This is a genomic window from Citrobacter sp. TBCP-5362 (assembly GCF_005406305.1).
Lineage (GTDB): Bacteria > Pseudomonadota > Gammaproteobacteria > Enterobacterales > Enterobacteriaceae > Citrobacter_B > Citrobacter_B koseri.
On record NZ_CP040234.1, the window covers coordinates 4108886 to 4130554 of the forward strand.

18 protein-coding genes are annotated in these 21669 nt (G+C 54.6%); 16 read left to right on the plus strand and 2 right to left on the minus strand.

Going from position 1 to position 21669, the window contains the following annotated elements; genetic code table 11:
* Positions 1-200 precede the first annotated feature (200 nt).
* The 15 genes from uxuA (at position 201) to pmrB (ending at position 18145) form a co-directional block, all read left to right on the plus strand.
* Entirely contained in the window at positions 201-1265 is a 1065-nt protein-coding gene (uxuA, locus tag FD428_RS19545; RefSeq protein ID WP_012134508.1) for a mannonate dehydratase, read from the plus strand.
* 150 nt (positions 1266-1415) lie between these two features.
* A complete protein-coding gene (gene hemP, locus FD428_RS19550; RefSeq protein ID WP_077956852.1) occupies positions 1416-1652 on the plus strand; it encodes a hemin uptake protein HemP in 237 nt (78 codons plus the stop codon).
* 75 nt (positions 1653-1727) lie between these two features.
* Complete coding sequence (locus FD428_RS19560; RefSeq protein ID WP_012134511.1) at positions 1728-3710, plus strand: TonB-dependent hemoglobin/transferrin/lactoferrin family receptor; 1983 nt, start codon at positions 1728-1730, stop codon at positions 3708-3710.
* 45 nt (positions 3711-3755) lie between these two features.
* Complete coding sequence (gene chuS, locus FD428_RS19565) at positions 3756-4784, plus strand: hematinate-forming heme oxygenase ChuS (protein WP_114848686.1); 1029 nt, start codon at positions 3756-3758, stop codon at positions 4782-4784.
* A complete protein-coding gene (locus FD428_RS19570) occupies positions 4781-5602 on the plus strand; it encodes a hemin ABC transporter substrate-binding protein (RefSeq protein WP_012134513.1) in 822 nt (273 codons plus the stop codon). The genes chuS and FD428_RS19570 overlap by 4 nt, the downstream gene beginning before the upstream one ends.
* Positions 5602-6594, plus strand: coding sequence for an iron ABC transporter permease (locus tag FD428_RS19575; protein WP_012134514.1), 993 nt, complete (start codon positions 5602-5604; stop codon positions 6592-6594). Before FD428_RS19570 ends, FD428_RS19575 begins: the two co-directional genes overlap by 1 nt.
* Positions 6587-7366 carry a heme ABC transporter ATP-binding protein gene (locus tag FD428_RS19580; RefSeq protein ID WP_114848687.1) on the plus strand — a complete coding sequence of 260 codons (780 nt, stop codon included), beginning with the start codon at positions 6587-6589 and terminating at the stop codon, positions 7364-7366. Before FD428_RS19575 ends, FD428_RS19580 begins: the two co-directional genes overlap by 8 nt.
* 105 nt (positions 7367-7471) lie before the next feature.
* Entirely contained in the window at positions 7472-8425 is a 954-nt protein-coding gene (locus FD428_RS19585) for a nickel/cobalt transporter (RefSeq protein ID WP_049011927.1), read from the plus strand.
* A 109-nt stretch (positions 8426-8534) separates the two neighbouring features.
* Positions 8535-10166, plus strand: a complete 1632-nt coding sequence (locus tag FD428_RS19590; protein ID WP_047459570.1) for a sensor histidine kinase — start codon at positions 8535-8537, stop codon at positions 10164-10166.
* Positions 10163-10882, plus strand: a complete 720-nt coding sequence (gene dcuR / locus FD428_RS19595) for a two-component system response regulator DcuR (protein ID WP_049011800.1) — start codon at positions 10163-10165, stop codon at positions 10880-10882. The genes FD428_RS19590 and dcuR overlap by 4 nt, the downstream gene beginning before the upstream one ends.
* Positions 10883-11479: 597 nt before the next feature.
* Positions 11480-12820 (plus strand): anaerobic C4-dicarboxylate transporter DcuB, encoded by a 1341-nt coding sequence (gene dcuB, locus FD428_RS19600; protein WP_012134520.1) that lies wholly within the window; start codon positions 11480-11482, stop codon positions 12818-12820.
* Positions 12821-12906: 86 nt separating this feature from the next.
* Positions 12907-14553 (plus strand): class I fumarate hydratase FumA, encoded by a 1647-nt coding sequence (fumA, locus tag FD428_RS19605; RefSeq protein ID WP_114848688.1) that lies wholly within the window; start codon positions 12907-12909, stop codon positions 14551-14553.
* Between the two features lie 197 nt (positions 14554-14750).
* Positions 14751-16394, plus strand: coding sequence for a phosphoethanolamine transferase EptA (gene eptA, locus FD428_RS19610; RefSeq protein WP_058668434.1), 1644 nt, complete (start codon positions 14751-14753; stop codon positions 16392-16394).
* Positions 16391-17059 carry a two-component system response regulator PmrA gene (gene pmrA / locus FD428_RS19615; protein WP_012134524.1) on the plus strand — a complete coding sequence of 223 codons (669 nt, stop codon included), beginning with the start codon at positions 16391-16393 and terminating at the stop codon, positions 17057-17059. Before eptA ends, pmrA begins: the two co-directional genes overlap by 4 nt.
* Complete coding sequence (gene pmrB / locus FD428_RS19620; protein WP_024130816.1) at positions 17060-18145, plus strand: two-component system sensor histidine kinase PmrB; 1086 nt, start codon at positions 17060-17062, stop codon at positions 18143-18145.
* Here pmrB and pmrR read toward each other — a convergent pair.
* On the minus strand, positions 18139-18228 hold the full coding sequence (gene pmrR, locus FD428_RS19625; RefSeq protein WP_052194426.1) for an LpxT activity modulator PmrR: 90 nt from the start codon (positions 18226-18228) through the stop codon (positions 18139-18141). The two genes, pmrB and pmrR, sit on opposite strands and share 7 nt — an antisense overlap.
* A gap of 226 nt (positions 18229-18454) precedes the next feature.
* Positions 18455-19957 (minus strand): glycine betaine/L-proline transporter ProP, encoded by a 1503-nt coding sequence (gene proP / locus FD428_RS19630; RefSeq protein ID WP_012134526.1) that lies wholly within the window; start codon positions 19955-19957, stop codon positions 18455-18457.
* A gap of 708 nt (positions 19958-20665) precedes the next feature.
* Between proP and kdgT the strand changes: the two genes are divergently transcribed.
* Entirely contained in the window at positions 20666-21664 is a 999-nt protein-coding gene (kdgT, locus tag FD428_RS19635; RefSeq protein ID WP_012134529.1) for a 2-keto-3-deoxygluconate transporter, read from the plus strand.
* Positions 21665-21669: the final 5 nt, after the last annotated feature.

Sequence of the window (21669 nt, forward strand, 5' to 3'; positions counted from 1 at the left end):
ACAAAATTAAAACACTTACCGGAAATAAGCTTTCCAGTAAAAGCTTCCCCTTAACGGAAATGTATATTCCTGACGGCATTTAATCTTTTTTCTACGGTAAGGTTGATCAAATTGTCATTACTGAATATGCTAGTCAATACTAGTATGGTATGAAGTCAAATATACGAAATACGCAATAAGATAAGAAAGGCGGACAAAGAATGCAGATGACAATGCGCTGGTTTGGGCCACAGGAAGACAAAATCCCGTTGGAATACATTCGCCAGGTGCCGGGTGTAGAAGGCGTCGTCGGGGCGCTCTATGATGTCGCCCCTGGAGAAGTGTGGCCGGTTGAAAAAATTAAGGCGCTGGTTGAGCAGGCGCACGCTGCGGGCCTGAAGATGGAAGTCATCGAAAGCGTCAATATCCACGATGACATCAAAATCGGCACCCCGGAACGCGATCGCTATATTGAGAATTACAAGCAGACGATCCGCAACCTGGCGGGCTTTGGCATAAAGGTCATCTGTTATAACTTCATGCCGGTCTTCGACTGGATGAAAACGGACATGAACTACGTCCTGCCGGACGGTTCTCTGACGATGGCCTTTGAAAAACATGGCATTGATAAGACGCTGGAAGAGGTCGTAAAAGAGGTTCTGGATAACTCCAACGGTTTCGCATTACCGGGATGGGAACCTGAGCGCCTGGCTAAAGTGCAGGAATTATTCGCGCGCTACAGTGGAGTGGATGACGACAAGCTGCGGGAAAACCTGTTTTATTTCCTCCGGGAGATTATTCCCGTGTGCGAAGAAGTGGGCGTGAAAATGGCCATTCACCCGGACGATCCGCCGTATTCTATTTTCGGCCTTCCGCGCGTGGTCAAAAACCACGCCGACCTGGCGATGATTTGCGATGCCGTTGACTCTCCGGCGAATGGCATCACCCTCTGTACCGGTTCGATCGCTGAAGATCCAGAAAATAACGTCTATGAAATCCTGGCTGAATTCACGCGTCGCAAGCGCCTCCATTTTGCGCACGTACGCAACATTAAGCTGATCAAAGATAAAGACTTCTACGAGTCGGCCCACCCTTCGCAGTACGGTTCGCTGGACATGTACCGCGTAATGCAGGCGCTCCACGATAACGGCTTTGATGGCTACATCCGCCCGGATCACGGTCGCTTTATCTGGGGAGAAACGGGACGCCCAGGCTATGGTCTTTACGACCGCGCGCTCGGCGTCACTTACCTGTCAGGTCTCTGGGAAGCGCTGGAGAAAAAATAAAGTCCGTTGTGAATCACGATGTAACGAGATAAAAAACCCGCCATTTTGCGGGTTTTTACTTGCCGTACCCCTCAATATCACCGCTTTTCTCACCAAAGTTGATCCAGACGCTATTTTACGAAAAAACGCTTGATGCAAAAATTGATCTTGATGATAATCATTCTTGTTATCATGTTTATTATCATTTTCATAACGGATGCGCCCGCTATGCATAACACTATGGCTGCAATAATAAAAAACAACGCTCCGCTTTCTCCTTCAGGCACCAAACGCCAGATAGACAGCAAAGTATTGCTCGGTGAAGAAGGCTGGGTACTGATTGAGCATAAGGGTGAACATTATCTGCTCCGCCAGACGCAATCCGGGAAACTGATCCTGACTAAATAAATAACCAATTTCGCCAGCCACCCAGGTCTCCCCCCAGGCAGCCAGCACTTTTCAATTTCCTTATGGAGAGTTGTTATGTTACGCCTGCAATCTGCCTCTTTGCGCCCATCTCTGCTGGCGCTGGCAATCGTTAGCACCCTGCCAGGAGCGGCTTACGCGACCACAGACGATATCACCGTCACTGCGACCGGTAATGCGCGCAGCACCTTTGAAGCCCCCATGATGGTGAGCGTTATCGATACGTCCGATCCCGAAAACCAGACCGCCAGCTCGGCAGCCGATCTGCTGCGTCCTGTTCCAGGGATCACCCTGAGCGGAAGCGGGCGAACCAACGGCCAGGATATCAGTATGCGTGGCTATGACCGTCGCGGCGTACTGATTCTGGTGGACGGCGTTCGTCAGGGAACCGATACCGGGCACCTCAACAGCACCTTCCTCGATCCGGCGTTGATCAAACGTATTGAGATCGTTCGCGGCCCTTCCGCACTGCTGTACGGCAGCGGCGCGCTGGGCGGCGTGATCTCTTATGAAACCGCCGATGCGAAAGATCTGCTTCAGGAAGGCCAGAACAGCGGTTTCCGCGTCTTTGGCACTGGCGGCACCGGCGATCACAGTCTGGGAATGGGCGCCAGCGCCTTTGGCCGAACCGATAACCTTGATGGACTGGTGGCGTGGTCCAGCCGCGATCGTGGCGACCTGCGCCAGGGCGACGGCTCCACGGCGCCAAATGATGAATCGATCAATAACATGCTGGCAAAAGGCACCTGGTATATTAACGATGCGCAGGCGCTGAGTGGGTCATTACGTTACTACAACAACGACGCGCAAGAGCCAAAGAACCCGCAAACGATTGATGCCTCCACCAGCAACCCTCTTGTGGATCGCTCGACCATCCAGCGCGACATGCAGCTCTCTTACAGGATCGCGCCGCAGGGCAACGACTGGCTGAATGCCGATGCTAAAGTGTACTGGTCTGAAGCGCGCATCAACGCCCAGAACGTCGATAACACGGGCGAATTTCGCAAACAAACCACCAAAGGCGGAAAAGTTGAAAACCGCACGCGTCTCTTCAGCGACGCTTTCGCCTCTCACCTGCTGACGTATGGCGGAGAGTATTACCGTCAGGAGCAAAAACCCGGCGGCGTGACAACCGGCTTCCCGGAAGCAAAAATCGACTTCAGCTCCGGCTGGTTGCAGGATGAAATCACCCTTCGCGACCTGCCCGTCACCCTGCTGGGCGGCACGCGTTACGACAACTACCGCGGCAGCAGCGACGGCTATGACGATGTTGATGCCGATAAATGGTCATCTCGCGCCGGGTTAACCGTCAGCCCGACGGACTGGCTGATGCTGTTTGGCTCTTACGCCCAGGCATTCCGCGCGCCGACAATGGGTGAAATGTATAACGATGCAAAACACTTCTCCATTGGCAGCTTCTACACTAACTACTGGGTGCCAAACCCTAACCTGCGCCCGGAAACCAACGAAACGCAGGAGTACGGTTTTGGTCTGCGTTTCGACAATCTGATGCTGTCCAACGATGCGCTGGAGTTCAAAGCCAGCTACTTTGATACCAAAGCAAAAGATTACATCTCCACGACCGTCGATTTCGCCGCCGCGACCACTATGTCTTACAACGTCCCGAACGCCAAAATCTGGGGCTGGGATGTGATGACGAAATATACCGCTGATCTGTTCAGCCTCGACGTGGCCTACAACCGCACCCGTGGGAAAGACAAGGATACCGGAGAGTATATCTCCAGCATTAACCCGGATACCGTCACCAGCAAGCTGAATATTCCCGTCGCGCAGAGCGGCTTCTCCGTTGGCTGGGTAGGAACGTTTGCCGATCGCTCAACGCATATCAGCAGCGAATACAGCAAACAGCCGGGTTATGCCGTCAACGACTTTTACGTTAGCTACCAGGGACAGCAGGCGCTGAAAGGCATGACCACCACGCTGGTGTTGGGTAACGCCTTCGATAAAGAGTACTGGTCGCCGCAGGGCATCCCGCAGGACGGGCGCAACGGCAAGATTTTCGTGAGCTATCAATGGTAATCACCCGCCCCGGTTCGCCGGGGCAAATACTGGAAGGAAGAGACAATGAACCACTACACACGCTGGCTTGAGCTAAAAGAACAACATCCTGGTAAGTACGCGCGTGACATCGCTGGTTTACTGGGGATCAGCGAGGCGGAGCTGACGTTTGCCCGCGTCGGTCATGACGCATGGCGGCTGCGCGGCGACACGCGTGAAATTTTCGCGGCGCTGGAATCCGTTGGCGAAACAAAATGCATCTGCCGCAACGAGTATGCGGTACACGAGCAGGTCGGCGCATTCACCAATCAACACCTGAGCGGTCACGCCGGGCTGGTACTGAACCCACGCGCGCTCGATCTGCGCTTATTTTTAAATCAATGGGCCAGCGTGTTCCACATTAAGGAAGCGACCGCCCGCGGCGAGCGCCAGAGCATTCAGTTCTTTGATCATCAGGGCGATGCGCTCCTGAAGGTGTATGCCACAGACAACACCGACACCGCCGCCTGGGACGAGCTTCTGCAACATTTTATCGTGACCGAGAATGCGCCGCTGGCGCTGAAAGCGGCTGAAACCCCTGTTAACGAAACGGCTGCCGATGCCGTGACCGTCGACAGAGAGTGGCGCGCGATGACCGACGTTCACCAGTTCTTCACGCTGCTCAAGCGCCATAACCTGACCCGCCAGCAGGCTTTTGAACGGGTCGCTGACGATCTGGCCTGCAAGGTGCCGAACAGCGCGCTGGCGCAGCTCCTCGACGCCGCCCTTAAAGACGGCAATGAAATCATGGTGTTCGTCGGCAACAGAGGCTGCGTGCAAATTTTCACCGGCGTGGTCGAAAAAGTCGTGCCGATGAAAGGCTGGCTGAATATTTTCAACCCGACGTTTACGCTGCACCTGCTGGAAGAGACGATTGCCGAGACCTGGATAACCCGCAAACCTACCGCAGACGGCCACGTCACCAGTCTGGAACTCTTTGCGCATGACGGCACGCAAATCGCTCAGCTTTACGGTCAGCGTACGGAAGGCGAACCAGAACAGACACAGTGGCGCAAACAGATTGAGGCGCTGATACCAAAAGGACTGGCGGCATGAAAAAACTGCTTGCCCTGATTGCCGCCCTGCCGCTGACGGTTCTTGCCGCGAAACAGGATAAGATCGTCGCGCTCGGCGGAGATGTCACCGAGATCGTGTACGCGCTCGGCGCACAGTCTTCGCTGGTCGCCCGCGACAGCACCAGCCAGTGGCCGCCGGAGGCCACTGCCCTGCCGGATGTGGGGTATCTGCGCCAGCTAAATGCCGAAGGTATCCTCGCCACGCGTCCCGATCTTGTGCTGGCAAGCAGCCAGGCTCAGCCCTCGCTGGTACTCAAACAGGTCGAGCAAAGTCATGTTCGGGTCATTACCGTACCGAGCCGCAACGACCTGCGCGTCATCGACGAGAAAGTGCAGGTCATCGCCAACGCCACCGACCGGGTGGCTGAAGGCGAGGCGCTGCGCCAGACGCTGAATAAAGAGATCTCCGCGCTGCCGACCACGCCGCTCAATAAGCGGGTGCTGTTTATTCTTAACCACGGCGGAATGAGCGCGATGGCCGCCGGACAGCAAACGGGAGCGGATGCCGCCATTCGCGCGGCAGGGCTACAAAATGCGATGCAGGGCGTCTCCCGCTATCAGCCGCTCTCACAGGAAGGCGTGATCGCCAGCCAGCCCGATCTGGTGGTGATTCCCCAGGAGGGATTAACGGCGATGGGCGGCGAAGAGAATCTCTGGAAGTTACCTGGACTGGCGCAGACCCCTGCCGGTCGCAATAAGCAGGTGTTCGCGGTTGATGATATGGCGCTGCTCGGTTTTAGCGTGCGTACGCCTCAGGCGATTCAGCAGCTACGCGCGAAAGCGGAGTCATTGCCCTGATGCCACGGCGGATCACGCTTTCTCTGTATACGCTGGCGCTGATGCTGGCAGTGGTGACGGTCGTGGCAAGCGGTTTTGGCGCATTACGCCTGCCTCTCAGCCTGCTCTGGCATGACGGCGACGACGCGTTACGCCAGATCTGGTTCAATATTCGTCTGCCCCGGGTTCTGCTCGCACTGGTGATTGGCGGCTCGCTGGCGCTGTCCGGGTGCGTGATGCAGGGGCTCTTTCGCAACCCCCTCGCCGATCCGGGACTGCTCGGCATCAGCAGCGGCGCGGCGTTAGCCGTTGCGCTGTGGGTCGTCCTTCCGCTCACGCTGCCTCCCCTGATTATGCTGTATGCGCCGATGCTGGCGGCATTCATTGGCGCGCTCATCGCAACGGTCGTTATTTTCCTGCTCAGCCGACAGCGGGACAGTTCGCTCTCCCGGCTGCTGCTGGTCGGCATCGCCATTAATGCGCTATGCGGCGCGGCGGTGGGCGTGTTGTCGTGGATCAGCAATGACACCCAGCTACGCCAGCTCTCGCTATGGGGAATGGGCAGCCTTGGCCAGGCGCAGTGGTCAACGCTGCTGGCAGTCGCCTCTTTGATGATCCCAACGGTATTTCTCATCTGGCGTCTTGCTGGCGCGCTTAACCTGCTGCAACTGGGAGAGGAAGAGGCGCATTACCTGGGCGTCGATGTCCGGGTTGTTCAGCGAATCCTGCTGATCTGTAGCGCGTTGCTGGTGGCGGCGGCTGTCGCCGTCAGCGGCGTGATCGGTTTTATCGGTCTGGTCGTGCCGCATCTGATACGGATGTGGCTAGGGGCAGACCATCGTGCGGTGATCCCCGGCTCCGTGCTGGCGGGCGCCTTTCTGCTGCTGATTGCCGATACCATCGCCCGAACGCTGGTTGCCCCGGCTGAAATGCCGGTCGGGCTGCTGACCAGTATTCTGGGCGCGCCGTGGTTCCTGTGGCTTATTTTCCGCCGGGGAGGTCAGTATGGCTGAACGTTTTCTCGCTGACAGCGTCAGCTACGCCGCTGCGGGCAGAACAATTATTCGCGATATCTCGCTCTCCCTGACCCAGGGAGAACTGCTGGCATTAATTGGCCCCAACGGTGCCGGGAAATCGACGCTGTTAAGGCTGCTCACCGGTTATCTCACTCCGGCAGACGGGCGTTGCCTGCTGGCCGGCAAACCGCTTGAGCAATGGCCTGCGCAGACGCTGTCCCGCTACCGCGCGGTCATGCTTCAGCAAACGCGAATGGGGTTTGACTGGCCCGTTGAGGCCGTAATCGGCATGGGGCGAATGCCCTGGACGCAGCAGCCCGAAGCGGCGGTGATTCATCAGGTGATGCAGCTTACGGAATGTTTGTCGCTGGCGGGAAGACGTTACGCCTCCTTGTCCGGCGGCGAACAGCAGCGCGTACAGCTGGCGCGCGCGCTGGCGCAGCTATGGTGCGACGGCTCCCCACGCGGCTGGCTTTTTCTTGATGAGCCCACCTCCGCGCTGGATCTGTTCCATCAGCAGCATTTACTGCGGTTGCTGAAAACGCTGACCCGTAAGGGCCATCTGCATGTTTGCATCGTGCTGCACGATCTCAACCTGGCGGCCCTGTGGGCGGATCGAATCGTGTTGCTGCATGGCGGCAACATCGTTGCCGAAGGCGCACCCGCCGAGGTTCTGCAAGCCGGTACGCTAACCCGCTGGTACGGCGCGGAAGTCCACGTCAGAACACACCCGACAAGCGGCGGGCCGCAGATCTTCCTCGCGCCTTAACCGGAAAATGCCGGATAGCGGCTTCGCCTTATCCGGCAGACAATTCTGCGGAGAATCGCTTTCCTCAGGCTATACTTTCCGCAAAACTCATCACCAGGCGGAATCATGATCGCACCAAAACAGCTTCCCTCCCTGCGTTTACCGCTGGCAGGACTCCTGATGTTGACGCTGCTGTGGGCAGGTTTCACCGTGCACAGCCATTGGGAAGCGTTTATCCAGTGGTGTCTCGCCGCCCAGATCACCCTGCACCGCTATCTGGTCATGTATTTGCTGCAACTCAATAACCACCAGTACACCGGCGGGCTATGGCTGCTGACCGGCGCGTTCTTCTATGGCGTACTGCATGCGATTGGGCCGGGGCATGGGAAATTTATCGTCACCACCTGGCTGAGCACGACGAAAGAGAGCCTGCTTGCCGCGCGGGTCGTACCCTTTATTGGCAGCCTGATGCAGGGCGTCAGCGCCATACTGTTCGTGTTTATTCTGGCGGTCGGCTTCAACCTGGCCGCCGGCGATCTCAGCACCAGCCGCTGGTACGTCGAGAAAATCAGCGCCGTCCTGATTGGCGCGTTCGGGCTATTTATCATCTACCAGGCGCTAAAAACCCTGCGTCCAAAGCCCATTTTTTCGCGTTTCTCCCAGCCGCACAGCCACGACGAACACTGTGGCTGCGGGCATCACGGCGTGGGCGCAGAACTCACCGACGGCAACTGGAAAACACGCCTCGGCGTGATTCTGGCGACAGGCGCCCGCCCCTGTAGCGGGGCAATCATGATTTTACTGTTCTCCAACGCGCTCGGTATTGTCAGTTGGGGGATTGCCGCCGTCATGACCATGTCCTTCGGCACGGCGCTGTCGATTATGGGGCTGTCGCTGGCGGTACGTTACGCACGCAACCAGACCCAGGCGCTGTTTGCCGGGAACCATGCCCCCTTGCGCTGGCTGGGGCCGGTTATCCGCATCATCGGCGGGCTGGCGCTGGTACTGTTTGCCCTCATTCTGTTTCTGACGGTGATCCCCATCAGTGCGAACGGTGATTATATTGCGGCGGGTTGTTAACCTGTTTGCCGGGCGGTAGCGTGCTTATGCCCCTGTCTTTCCCTACCTCCTTTGAATTACCCGTCCCATCAGGGATAATACCCACACAATGTGTAATCTCAGGATCGCGATGAAACATTCTCTGCAACGCCGCGCTGGACGAAAACGCCAGATGAAACTCGGCACGACCGTGATATTGATGGTCAGCGCCGTGCTGTTCTCCGTGCTGCTCGTCGTCCATCTGATTTATTTCTCACAGATCAGCCACATGACGCGCGACGCGCTGGCAGACAAAGCGCTGGCGGTCGCCCGTACGCTGGCGGACTCCCCGGAAATTCGCCAGCGTATGAAGCAAAAGCCGACAGAGAGCGGCATTCAGGCGATCGCCGAGGCGGTTCGCAAACGCAACGATATGTTATTTATCGTGATTACCGATATGAAGAGCATTCGCTATTCGCACCCGGAAGCGCAGCGAATCGGCCAGCCGTTTAAAGGCGACGACATCCTGCTGGCGCTACAGGGGCATGAAAATGTCGCCATCAATCGCGGTTTTCTTGCCAAAGCGCTGCGGGTTTTCACGCCCATTTATGACGACAATCATCAGCAGATCGGCGTCGTGGCGATTGGCCTTGAACTCAGCAGAGTAACGGAGCAGATCAACAACAGCCGCTGGAGCATCATCTGGTCAATTCTGTTCGGCGCGCTGGTGGGACTGCTGGGCACTTACGTGCTGGTGAAGGTGCTCAAACGCATCCTGTTCGGCCTGGAGCCGTATGAAATTTCCACGCTGTTTGAGCAGCGCCAGGCGATGCTGCAATCCATCAAAGAGGGGGTGGTCGCCGTTGACGACAGCGGCGAGGTGACGTTAATCAACCAGGCGGCGCAGGAACTTCTTGATTACCGCAAATCGCAGGATGACGCGCACTTATCCTCGCTTAGCCACGCCTGGTCGCAGGTAGTGAATCTGAACGACGTGCTCCGCGACGGTACGCCGCGCCGGGATGAAGAGATTACCGTTAAAGATCGTCTGCTGCTTATCAACACCGTTCCGGTACGCAGCAATGGAAAAATCATCGGCGCGATCTCCACGTTCAGGGACAAAACAGAAGTCCGCCAGCTCATGCAGCGTCTGGACGGAATGGTCAACTACGCGGATGCACTCCGTGAACGATCCCACGAATTTATGAACAAATTACATGTCATTCTGGGATTATTGCATCTGAAGAGTTATAAGCAGCTTGAAGATTATATTATTAAGACGGCTAATAACTATCAGGAAGAGATCGGCTCACTGTTGGGGAAAATAAAGTCGCCCGTTATCGCAGGCTTTTTGCTCAGTAAGATTAATCGCACCTCCGATTTAGGGCACAGTCTGGTGATTAGCAATGAAAGTCGATTACCGGACAGCCGTAATGAAGATCAAATCACCGTATTGATTACCATTCTGGGCAATTTAATTGAAAACGCGCTGGAGGCGCTAGGTCAACAACCCGGCGGTGAAATCAGCGTATCCTTGCATTATCGGCATGGCTGGCTGCATTGTGAAGTCAACGATGACGGGCCGGGAATTGACCCCGAACGCATAGAGCAAATTTTTGACAAGGGCGTCTCGTCAAAAGGAACGGAGCGTGGCGTCGGTCTGGCGATAGTAAAACAGCAAGTTGAGAGTATCGGCGGCAATATTACCGTCGAATCGGAACCCGGGATCTTCACACAATTTTTTGTTCAAATACCCTGGGACGGGGAGAGGACCAGCATATGATCAATGTTTTAATTGTCGATGACGATGCGATGGTAGCAGAGTTAAACCGCCGCTATGTTGCGCAGATCGCTGGCTTTCACTGCTGCGGCACCGCGTCTACGCTGGAGAAAGCAAAAGCGTTTATCTTCGACGGCGAAAACCATATTGATCTGATTTTACTGGATATTTACATGCAGAAGGAGAACGGGCTGGACCTGCTGCCCGTCCTGCACAGCGCCGGATGCAAATGTGACGTCATCGTTATCTCCTCCGCCGCCGACGCCACCACCATCAAAGATTCGCTCCATTACGGCGTGGTCGATTATTTGATCAAACCGTTTCAGGCTTCCCGCTTTGAAGAGGCGCTGACCGGCTGGCTGCAAAAGAAAACGGCGATGGAGAAGCACCAGTATTATGAACAATCAGAGCTGGATCGGCTGATTCACGGCAGTTCATCCAATGAGCCGGATACCCGACGCCTGCCTAAAGGGCTGACGCCGCAAACGCTGCGCACCCTGTGTCAGTGGATCGATGCGCACCAGGACCAGGAATTTTCAACTGACGAGCTGGCGAATGAGGTCAATATTTCCCGCGTTTCCTGCCGTAAATATCTTATCTGGCTGGTCAATTGCCATATTCTGTTTACCAGCATCCATTATGGCGTGACCGGCAGACCGGTTTACCGTTATCGTATTCAGGCCGAACATTATTCTTTACTTAAGCAATATTGCCAGTAGAAAAGAAGCCGCTTCGCATTATGCGTTATATAAAGGTAACAATTATTACAATAATGAAAAATAACAAAGGCACAAGTTACACCCTCAAAAATAGAGAATTTGTGCCAGATCAAATATGAACACAAATATGTTTTAATTCATCAGCTTATTATTCAGAAGCGTCACGTTGTTTTTAATTTCAAAAACGGTAACAAAAGTTAATTAAGTATTATGTGACTCGTAGAGTGTGTATTTTTAACTATAAAGGAGTAGTCTGGGATTCACCGGACACATAAAAAAAATTAAAATAACGCTATTTTTGTGAGCAGACGATATGTTCCTGAAATTCAGTGACATAGAATACAAAACACACAACCTGCCCTGCTCTTCTTTGTTAACCAGCCCATCGCCAGGGAGCTTCGTTCTCTGAATACGCCATAAACAGAAGCCAAGAATGACTCATGATTTACTGAAAAATTCTTATTTCATGTTTAGAGATTAATCATCAATACAGACAAAGCGAATATTCGTCAGGCTCTGAGGACAATTCACAAAAAACAGAACATGACTGTGATCTATTTATCAAAAATTAAACAGGTTTATCGCGAGGGTAGATAAATGTTATTTAGTATACAACTTATCATAATATTAGTGTGTTTGTTTTATGGCGCCAGAAAAGGCGGTATCGCGCTGGGTTTATTAGGCGGTATCGGTCTGGTCATTCTGGTCTTTGTTTTCCACCTCCAGCCGGGTAAACCGCCCGTCGACGTTATGCTGGTGATCATCGCCGTGGTCGCCGCCTCCGCCACGCTACAGGCCTCCGGCGGCCTGGATGTGATGTTGCAGATTGCCGAGAAGCTGCTGCGTCGCAACCCCAAATACGTCTCCATCGTCGCCCCGTTTGTAACCTGCACGCTGACCATCCTGTGCGGTACGGGCCATGTGGTGTACACCATTCTGCCCATCATCTACGACGTCGCGATTAAGAACAATATTCGCCCGGAACGTCCTATGGCAGCCAGTTCTATCGGCGCGCAGATGGGGATCATCGCCAGCCCGGTTTCTGTGGCGGTCGTTTCGCTGGTCGCGATGCTGGGTAACTTCACCTTTAACGGTAAGCATCTGGAGTTCCTTGACCTGCTCTCCATCACCATTCCATCGACCCTGCTGGGTATCCTGGCTATCGGTATTTTCAGCTGGTTCCGTGGTAAAGATCTGGATAAAGACGAAGAGTTCCAGAAGTTCATCTCCGTCCCGGAAAACTACCACTACGTGTATGGCGACACCGCCACGCTGCTGGATAAAAAACTGCCGAAAAGCAACTGGCTGGCCATGTGGATCTTCCTGTCGGCCATCGCCGTTGTCGCTCTGTTAGGCGCCTTCTCTGAACTGCGTCCGGTCTTCGGCGGCAAACCGCTGTCGATGGTACTGGTCATTCAGATGTTCATGCTGCTGACCGGCGCGCTGATTATTATCCTGACAAAAACCAATCCTGCTTCTATCTCAAAAAATGAAGTCTTCCGTTCAGGTATGATCGCGATTGTGGCGGTGTACGGTATTGCCTGGATGGCGGAAACCATGTTCGGCGCGCACATGACTGAAATCGAAAGCGTGCTGGGCGAAATGGTGAAAGAGTATCCGTGGGCCTATGCGATTGTTCTGCTGCTGGTCTCCAAGTTTGTAAACTCCCAGGCGGCGGCGCTGGCGGCGATTGTTCCGTTAGCACTGGCTATCGGCGTAGACCCGGCTTACATCGTGGCGTCAGCACCAGCGTGCTATGGCTACTACATTCTGCCGACCTACCCGAGCGATCTGGCCGCGATTCAGTTCGACCGTTCCGGCACCACCCACATTGGTCGCTTCGTCATTAACCACAGCTTTATTCTGCCCGGTTTGATTGGCGTAAGCGTCTCCTGTGTATTTGGCTGGATCTTCGCCGCCATGTACGGGTTCCTGTAACAGCACCTTGCGTGCCGCCCGTTATCGCGCGGCACGCCATCTATACAATTCAAATAATTCAGGATAATTAAAAAGGCTGGAAGCATATGTCGAATAAAGAATTTATATATCAGGCGCCTTTCCCGATGGGGGAAGACAAAACGGAGTATTATCTCCTGACCTCCGATCACGTTAGCGTTGGCGAATTTGAAGGAGAGTCGATACTGAAGGTTGAGCCACAGGCCCTGACGCTCCTGGCCCAGCAAGCCTTCCACGATGCCTCCTTTATGCTCCGCCCAGAGCACCAGCAACAAGTCGCCTCCATTCTCCATGACCCCGAAGCCAGCGAAAACGATAAGTACGTCGCGCTGCAATTTTTACGCAACTCCGAAATTGCCGCTAAAGGCGTTCTGCCGACCTGCCAGGATACCGGCACGGCGATTATCGTCGGTAAAAAGGGCCAGCGCGTCTGGACGGGCGGCGGCGATGAAGCCGCGCTCTCCAAAGGCGTGTTCAACACCTATATCGAAGACAACCTGCGCTATTCGCAGAACGCCGCGCTGGATATGTACAAAGAGGTCAACACCAGCACCAACCTGCCCGCGCAAATCGACCTCTACACGGTTGATGGCGACGAATACAAGTTCCTCTGCGTGGCAAAAGGCGGCGGCTCGGCGAACAAAACCTATCTGTATCAGGAAACCAAAGCGCTGCTGACGCCCGGCAAGCTGAAAAACTTCCTCGTTGAGAAAATGCGCACTCTGGGCACCGCAGCCTGCCCGCCATACCACATCGCGTTTGTGATTGGCGGGACATCGGCGGAAAGCACGCTGAAAACCGTGAAGCTGGCCAGTACGCATTATTACGACGGTCTGCCGACTGAAGGTAACGAACACGGCCAGGCCTTCCGCGATATTCAACTGGAACAGGAACTGCTGGAAGAGGCGCAGAAGCTCGGCCTCGGCGCACAGTTTGGCGGTAAATACTTCGCGCACGATATCCGGGTAATCCGCCTGCCGCGTCACGGCGCGTCCTGCCCGGTCGGCATGGGCGTCTCCTGCTCGGCTGACCGCAACATCAAAGCCAAAATCAACCGTGAAGGGATCTGGATCGAAAAACTGGAGCACAATCCCGCGCAGTACATCCCGGAATCCCTGCGTCAGGCCGGTGAAGGCGAAGTGGTGAAAGTTGACCTCAACCGGCCGATGAAAGAGATCCTCGCCCAGCTTTCACAGTACCCGGTATCGACCCGCCTGTCGCTGAGCGGCACCATCATCGTCGGTCGCGATATCGCCCATGCGAAGCTGAAAGAGCGCATCGAATCCGGCGAAGGTCTGCCGCAGTACATTAAAGATCACCCCATCTACTACGCAGGCCCGGCGAAAACGCCAGCAGGCTACCCGTCCGGCTCCCTGGGGCCAACCACCGCAGGACGCATGGACTCCTACGTTGACCTGCTGCAATCTCACGGCGGCAGCATGATCATGCTGGCGAAAGGCAACCGTAGCCAGCAGGTCACCGACGCCTGCCACAAATACGGCGGCTTCTATCTGGGCAGCATTGGCGGCCCGGCTGCGGTGCTGGCGCAGCAGAGTATCAAGCATCTGGAGTGCGTGGAGTACCCGGAACTGGGGATGGAAGCGATCTGGAAAATCGAAGTGGAAGACTTCCCGGCGTTTATCCTGGTGGATGACAAAGGCAACGATTTCTTCCAGCAGATTGTCAGCAAACAGTGCGCGAACTGCGCGAAATAACCTGCCCGGCCCGGTTATCTCATCGGGCCGTTTTTCCCTTTATTTACAGCATGGCGGATACGCCGTTTCCCCCCGATGGCGCTACGTTTATCAGTCCTGTGGCGACGATCGCAGGTCGCCCCACAACCTTAAAAACTTAAGGTTGGCTTAATGTTGCTTTGCGAGGATCGGCGCACTTAGTTGATGGACATACCATAATGCTGAAGCGCGTTTTAAAAAGACCGACCCTCGGACACATTACCTGGCTGTTACTCCTTTCATTCTACATCGCCGTCTGTCTGAACATCGCTTTCTACAAGCAGGTGATGCAAGCCCTGCCGCTGGATTCAATGCACAACGTGCTGGTGTTTTTATCCATGCCGCTTGTCGCGTTTAGCGTCATCAATATCGTACTGACGCTGGCGTCGTTCCTGTGGCTTAACCGTCCGCTGGCCTGCCTCTTTATTCTGACGGGCGCCGCCGCACAATACTTCATCATGACCTACGGCATCGTCATGGACCGCTCCATGATCGCCAACATGATGGATACCACACCGGCAGAAACGTTCGCGCTGGTCACGCCGCAAATGGCGCTTACACTGGGATTAAGCGGCCTTCTGGCGGCGGTAATCGCCTGTAGCATCAAAATCAAACCGACCTCTCTGACATTACGCAGCGGCGCGTATCGCGCCCTCAACGTGCTGGCTTCGCTTTTGCTGATCGTGCTGGTCGCCGCCTGCTTCTACAAAGATTACGCCTCGCTTTTTCGCAATAACAAAGAGCTGATCAAGTCTCTCAGCCCGTCGAACAGCCTGGTCGCCAGTTGGTCGTGGTATTCACATGAGCAACTCGCCAACCTGCCTTTGGTACGCATTGGCGAAGATGCGCATCGCAATCCCGCGATGCTGAAAGAAAAACGGCATAATCTGACCATCCTGATCGTCGGCGAAACCTCGCGTGGGGATAACTTCTCGCTGTCTGGCTATTCACGGCAAACCAACCCGCGTCTGGCGCAGGATAATGTGGTCTACTTCCCACACACCACCTCCTGCGGCACCGCAACGGCGATCTCGGTTCCCTGTATGTTTTCCGGTATGCCGCGTAAACACTACAACGAAGGGCTGGCGCACCATCAGGAAGGGTTGCTGGACATCATTCAACGAGCCGGAGTTAGCGTGCTGTGGAACGATAACGACGGCGGCTGTAAAGGCGCCTGCGATCGCGTGCCGCATCAGGATATGACCGCGCTGAAATTGCCGGGTCAGTGCATTAACGGCGAATGTTACGACGAAGTGCTCTTTCACGGGCTGGAGGAATACATCGATAAACTCCAGGGCGACGGCGTCATTGTGCTGCACACCATCGGCAGCCACGGCCCGACCTATTATCACCGTTATCCGCCGCAGTTTGCGCAATTTACCCCGACCTGCGACACCAATGAAATTCAGACCTGTTCACAGCAACAGTTAGTGAATACTTACGATAATACCGTACTGTACGTGGACTATATTGTTGATAAGGCAATCAATATATTAAAAGCGCATCAGGATAAATTCACCACCAGCCTGGTCTATCTTTCCGACCACGGTGAATCTTTAGGAGAAAATGGCGTCTATTTGCATGGGCTGCCATACGCCATTGCGCCGGATGCGCAAAAGCATATCCCGATGCTCCTCTGGCTCTCGGAGGATTATCAGAAACGTTACCGGACAGACCTGACATGTTTGCAAAAGCGGGCAGCCCAGGAGGATTTCTCGCAGGACAACCTTTTCTCAACCATGCTCGGATTAACGGGCGTACAGACCAGGAACTACCAGGCCGCAGACGATATTCTGCAACCTTGCAGGAGGCTAACTGAATGAAAATTCTGATTGTTGAAGACGATACGCTGTTATTACAGGGACTGATACTTGCTGCACAAACGGAGGGTTACGCCTGCGACGGCGTTTCTACCGCCCGGGCGGCGGAACACTGTCTGGAAACAGGGCATTACAGCCTGGTCGTGCTGGATCTTGGGTTGCCTGATGAGGACGGTCTGCATTTTCTGACGCGAATAAGACAGAAAAAATACACCCTTCCGGTATTGATCCTCACCGCCCGCGACACACTCAACGACCGCATCACCGGGCTGGATGTCGGGGCGGATGATTATCTGGTAAAGCCGTTTGCGCTGGAGGAGTTACATGCGCGTATTCGCGCGCTGCTGCGCCGTCATCACAATCAGGGTGAAAGCGAATTGACCGTCGGCAATCTGATGCTGAATCTGGGGCGTCGTCAGGTGTGGCTGGCCGGGCAAGAGCTTATCTTAACGCCCAAAGAGTATGCGCTGCTGTCGCGGCTGATGCTCAAAGCAGGCAGCCCGGTACACCGTGAAATCTTGTATAACGACATCTATAACTGGGATAACGAACCGTCAACCAATACCCTGGAAGTGCATATTCACAACCTGCGCGACAAAGTGGGGAAATCACGTATCCGCACGGTGCGCGGGTTTGGTTATATGCTGGTTGCCGTTGAGGAAAACTAAGTGAACCTTACGCGTTTTCTGCACAGACCGATGACCCTTCGTCAGCGTCTGATGCTGACCATTGGCTCTATCCTGCTGGTGCTGCAACTGATCAGCACCTTCTGGCTATGGCACGAGAGCACCGAGCAGATTGAGCTTTTCGAGCAGGCGCTGCTGGAGGACAGGAATAACGATCGGCACATCAGGCATGAGGTTCGCGAAGCGGTCGCCAGCCTGATCGTTCCCGCCGTGTTTATGGTCAGCCTGACGCTGCTGATCTGCTATCAGGCTGTCCGGCGCATCACCCGCCCGCTTGCCGACCTGCAAAAAGAGCTGGAAGCCCGCACGGCCGATAACCTGACGCCTATCGACATTCACAGCTCGACGATTGAAATTGAAGCCGTTGTCTCGGCGCTTAACCAACTGGTCACTCGCCTGACGACAACGCTGGAGAATGAACGCCTGTTCACCGCCGACGTCGCCCACGAGCTACGCACGCCGCTGGCGGGCGTGCGTCTGCATCTGGAACTGCTGGCGAAAGCGCACAACGTTAACGTCACGCCGTTGATTGCGCGTCTTGATCAAATGATGGACAGCGTCTCACAGCTGCTGCAATTAGCGCGCGTGGGGCAGTCGTTCTCATCCGGTAATTACCAGTCGGTGAAGCTGCTGGATGATGTGATCCTGCCCTCTTACGATGAACTGAACACCATGCTGGAAACACGCCAGCAGACGCTGCAACTGCCGGAAAGCACAGCAGACGCCACCGTGCGCGGCGATGCCACGCTACTGCGTATGCTGTTGCGTAATCTCGTGGAAAATGCGCACCGCTACAGTCCGAAAGGGTCAACCATCACCATTATCCTCAATAATGCGGAAAGCGACGCGATGATGGCCGTCGAAGACGAAGGGCCGGGAATTGATGAAAGTAAATGCGGGGAGTTAAGTGAAGCGTTTGTCCGCATGGACAGCCGCTATGGCGGTATCGGGCTGGGATTGAGCATCGTCTCCCGCATCACGCAGCTGCACCACGGGCAATTCTTTTTGCAAAACCGTGTGGGAACGACGGGAACCCGCGCGTGGGTGCTGTTGAAAAGAGATCAGTAAGTCGTGACCCAGACATACAGGAAACTGCTGACAATCAGCATACTGAACAGGGTTGTCAGACTTTCATACATTCGCGTTTTCATCACACTCTCCTCCGATGGTCTGGAGGAGAGTATGCCTGACGAAGATTAAGCGAACATTAAGATTTGTCGACCTGATAAACGCAGCCTGTAGGCCTGATAAGCGTAGCGCCATCAGGCAAAGGTGTTGCGCCGTCTGTAGGCCTGATAAGCGCAGCGCCATCAGGCAAAGGTGTTGCACCGTCTGTAGGCCTGATAAGCGCAGCGCCATCAGGCGGTGCGCTAAAGCTTACTCGTCAATACGCGGATGCTGCTGCACTAACCGCGAACGTTTAGCCTGCAACTCCTCAATCTCCTGATCGATATCTTCGATTTTCTGCTCGATATTATCGTAGTGCTCGCCAAGGATTTCTTTCGCTTCCTGGATATCCGAGGCCGCTGGCGTCGCCCCTTTCAGCGGACGGTTGGCGGTCTCTTTCATGGTAATACCGGTAATAAAACCGACGACCGCAATCACCATCAGGTAATAGGCTGGCATCATCAGGTTCTGCGAGCTTTCCACCAGCCAGGCGGCCAGGGTCGGCGTCAGACCCGCAATCAGCACCGAGATATTAAACGCCGCCGCCAGCGCGCTGTAACGGATGTGCGTCGGGAACATCGCTGGCAGAGAAGAGGCCATCACCCCGGTAAAGCAGTTCAGGATCACCGCCAGCATCAGCAGACCGGCAAAAATCAGGCCGATAATATTACTGTTGATCAGAATAAAGGCCGGAATAGCCAGCGCAAACAGCGCGATACTGCCCATAATCACAAACGGACGGCGACCGAAACGGTCACTGAGCAGCCCCATCACCGGCTGCACAAACAGCATCCCGATCATGATGGCGATAATAATCAGCACGCCGTGGTCTTCCGAGTAGTGCAGGTTATGCGACAGGTAGCTCGGCATATAGGTGAGCAGCATGTAGTAGGTCACGTTGGTGGCAATCACCAGGCCGATACACGCCAGCAGGCTGCGCCAGTGTTTGGTTGCAATCTCTTTAAAGGAGACTTTTGGCCCTTCCTGCAAACCTTCGCGATCGCCCTGCTCCAGCTTATCCACATGCTGCTGGAAGGCCGGGGTCTCTTCCAGCGCATGGCGCAGATAAAGACCAATGATCCCTAGCGGCAGTGCGATGAAGAACGGAATACGCCAGCCCCAGTCGAGGAAGTTCTCCTCGCCGACAACGGTGGAGATCAGCACCACCACGCCCGCGCCCAGCACGAAGCCCGCAATGGAGCCGAAGTCCAGCCAGCTTCCCATAAAGCCGCGTTTACGGTCTGGCGAGTATTCGGCGACAAAGATCGACGCGCCGGTATATTCGCCGCCGACCGAGAAGCCCTGCGCCATCTTACACAGCAGCAACAGTATCGGCGCCCAGATGCCGATAGAGGCATAAGAGGGGATCAACCCGATACAGAATGTACTGATCGACATAATCACAATCGTGATGGCAAGAATCTTCTGGCGACCATATTTATCGCCGAGCATACCGAAGAATAAGCCGCCAAGCGGTCGAATCAGGAAGGGAACGGAGAAGGTGGCAAGTGCGGCAATCATCTGCACGCTGGGGTCAGCCCCCGGGAAAAACACTTTACCTAACGCGTAGGCGACAAACCCATAAACACCAAAATCAAACCACTCCATCGCATTACCCAGCGAGGCTGCGGTAATCGCTTTACGCAGTTTACCATCATCAATAATGGTCACATCGCGAAGCGTAATCGGTTTTACTTTTTTCCTTTTCAGCATAGCTGTCCTCGTAGACTAAGCCCTGTCTCGCTACATACTGCATTCATTGGCGCACAAAGCGCTAACGTCACCGTCGAGCGTTGGAATCGTGCGGGCACAATTCCTCGTAGAACAAGCGTAGCAGGTTTACTTACACTGACTGGTCAAGGTCTGTACAACCGAACCTGTTGACGCCTGATTGGGCGGTTAATGACCTCTTTACCCTACCAGTGTTTAAATTTGTGATCAACTTCACATATATATTGCCGTTTCGTCAACGAGCGTAAATAAGGGCATTTTTATCTGTATTTTTACATTGTCAGCAAAGCGCATTATTGACAATAAATGAGAGGCGATTTCGTTATTCTTTTCGAAATATCACGTCCGTCACTATTATGCTGCTAGCAAAAAATCCGCCATAACTCTTCACAAACAATTTACAGCATTTTTAATAATCATCGCGTTCCCTGGCCTTTACGCAAAATATGTGATGAAGATAACTAAAACAGTGTTTTATTTTGATTGAATCAATATTCCACTGAATGCAAGATAACACCCGACGCAACATCCCTGAGGATTGTGACAAACAGACGTATGCCACATTCGATTATGTATCACGCAGGGAGAAAGAGGGTTTCCCGCCGTTCTCTTTGTGAAATAACAAATTGAAATTAAATAATATTTATCGACTTGTCCGTTAGTTCCGCGCGACAAGATGTGAGGACTTTTATGAAAATTAAAGCCACGATTGAACGCATCCCTGGCGGGATGATGTTGATCCCTCTGCTGCTCGGCGCAATTTTAAATACCCTGGCCCCGGATACCGGCGCCTATTTTGGTTCATTTACAAAAGGCATGATCAGCGGCACCGTGCCGATTCTGGCCGTCTGGTTCTTCTGTATTGGCGCCTCGATTGATTTGCGCGCTACCGGAACGGTATTACGTAAATCGGGTACGCTGGTTATTACTAAAATAGCCGTGGCGTGGGTGGTCGCGATGATTGCCGCCTCGTTTATCCCGGATACCGGTATTCAAACCGGCTTCTTCGCCGGTTTGTCCGTACTGGCGATCGTCTCCGCAATGGACATGACCAACGGCGGCCTGTACGCCAGCCTGATGAACCAGTACGGTACCAAAGAAGAGTCCGGCGCGTTCGTCCTGATGTCTCTGGAATCTGGCCCGCTGATGACGATGGTGATTCTGGGTTCCGCAGGTCTCGCCTCCTTCGAACCGCATCACTTTGTCGGCGCCGTGCTGCCGTTCCTGATTGGCTTCACATTAGGCAACCTGGACCACGACCTGCGCGCGTTCTTCAGCAAAGCTACGCCGGTGCTGATCCCGTTCTTCGGCTTTGCGCTGGGTAACACCATTAACCTGAGCGTGATTGTCGATACCGGCCTGCTGGGCATCCTGCTGGGTGTCGCGGTTATCATTATTACCGGTATCCCGTTGATTATCGCAGACCGCGTCATTGGCGGCGGTAACGGCACTGCGGGCGTCGCGGCCTCCTCTGCGGCAGGCGCTGCGGTAGCGAACCCGGTGATCATCGCGCAGATTAACCCGGCGTTTGAACCCGTCGCCGCGTCCGCCACGGCGCTGGTTGCCGCCAGCGTGATTGTGACGGCGATTCTGGTTCCGATTATCACCGCCCTGTATGCAAAACGTTTCGGCAACGTCCCGGCGCCGGGCAACGCGGAGGCAAACCCAACGGAATCCCTCCATCACTAAACGTC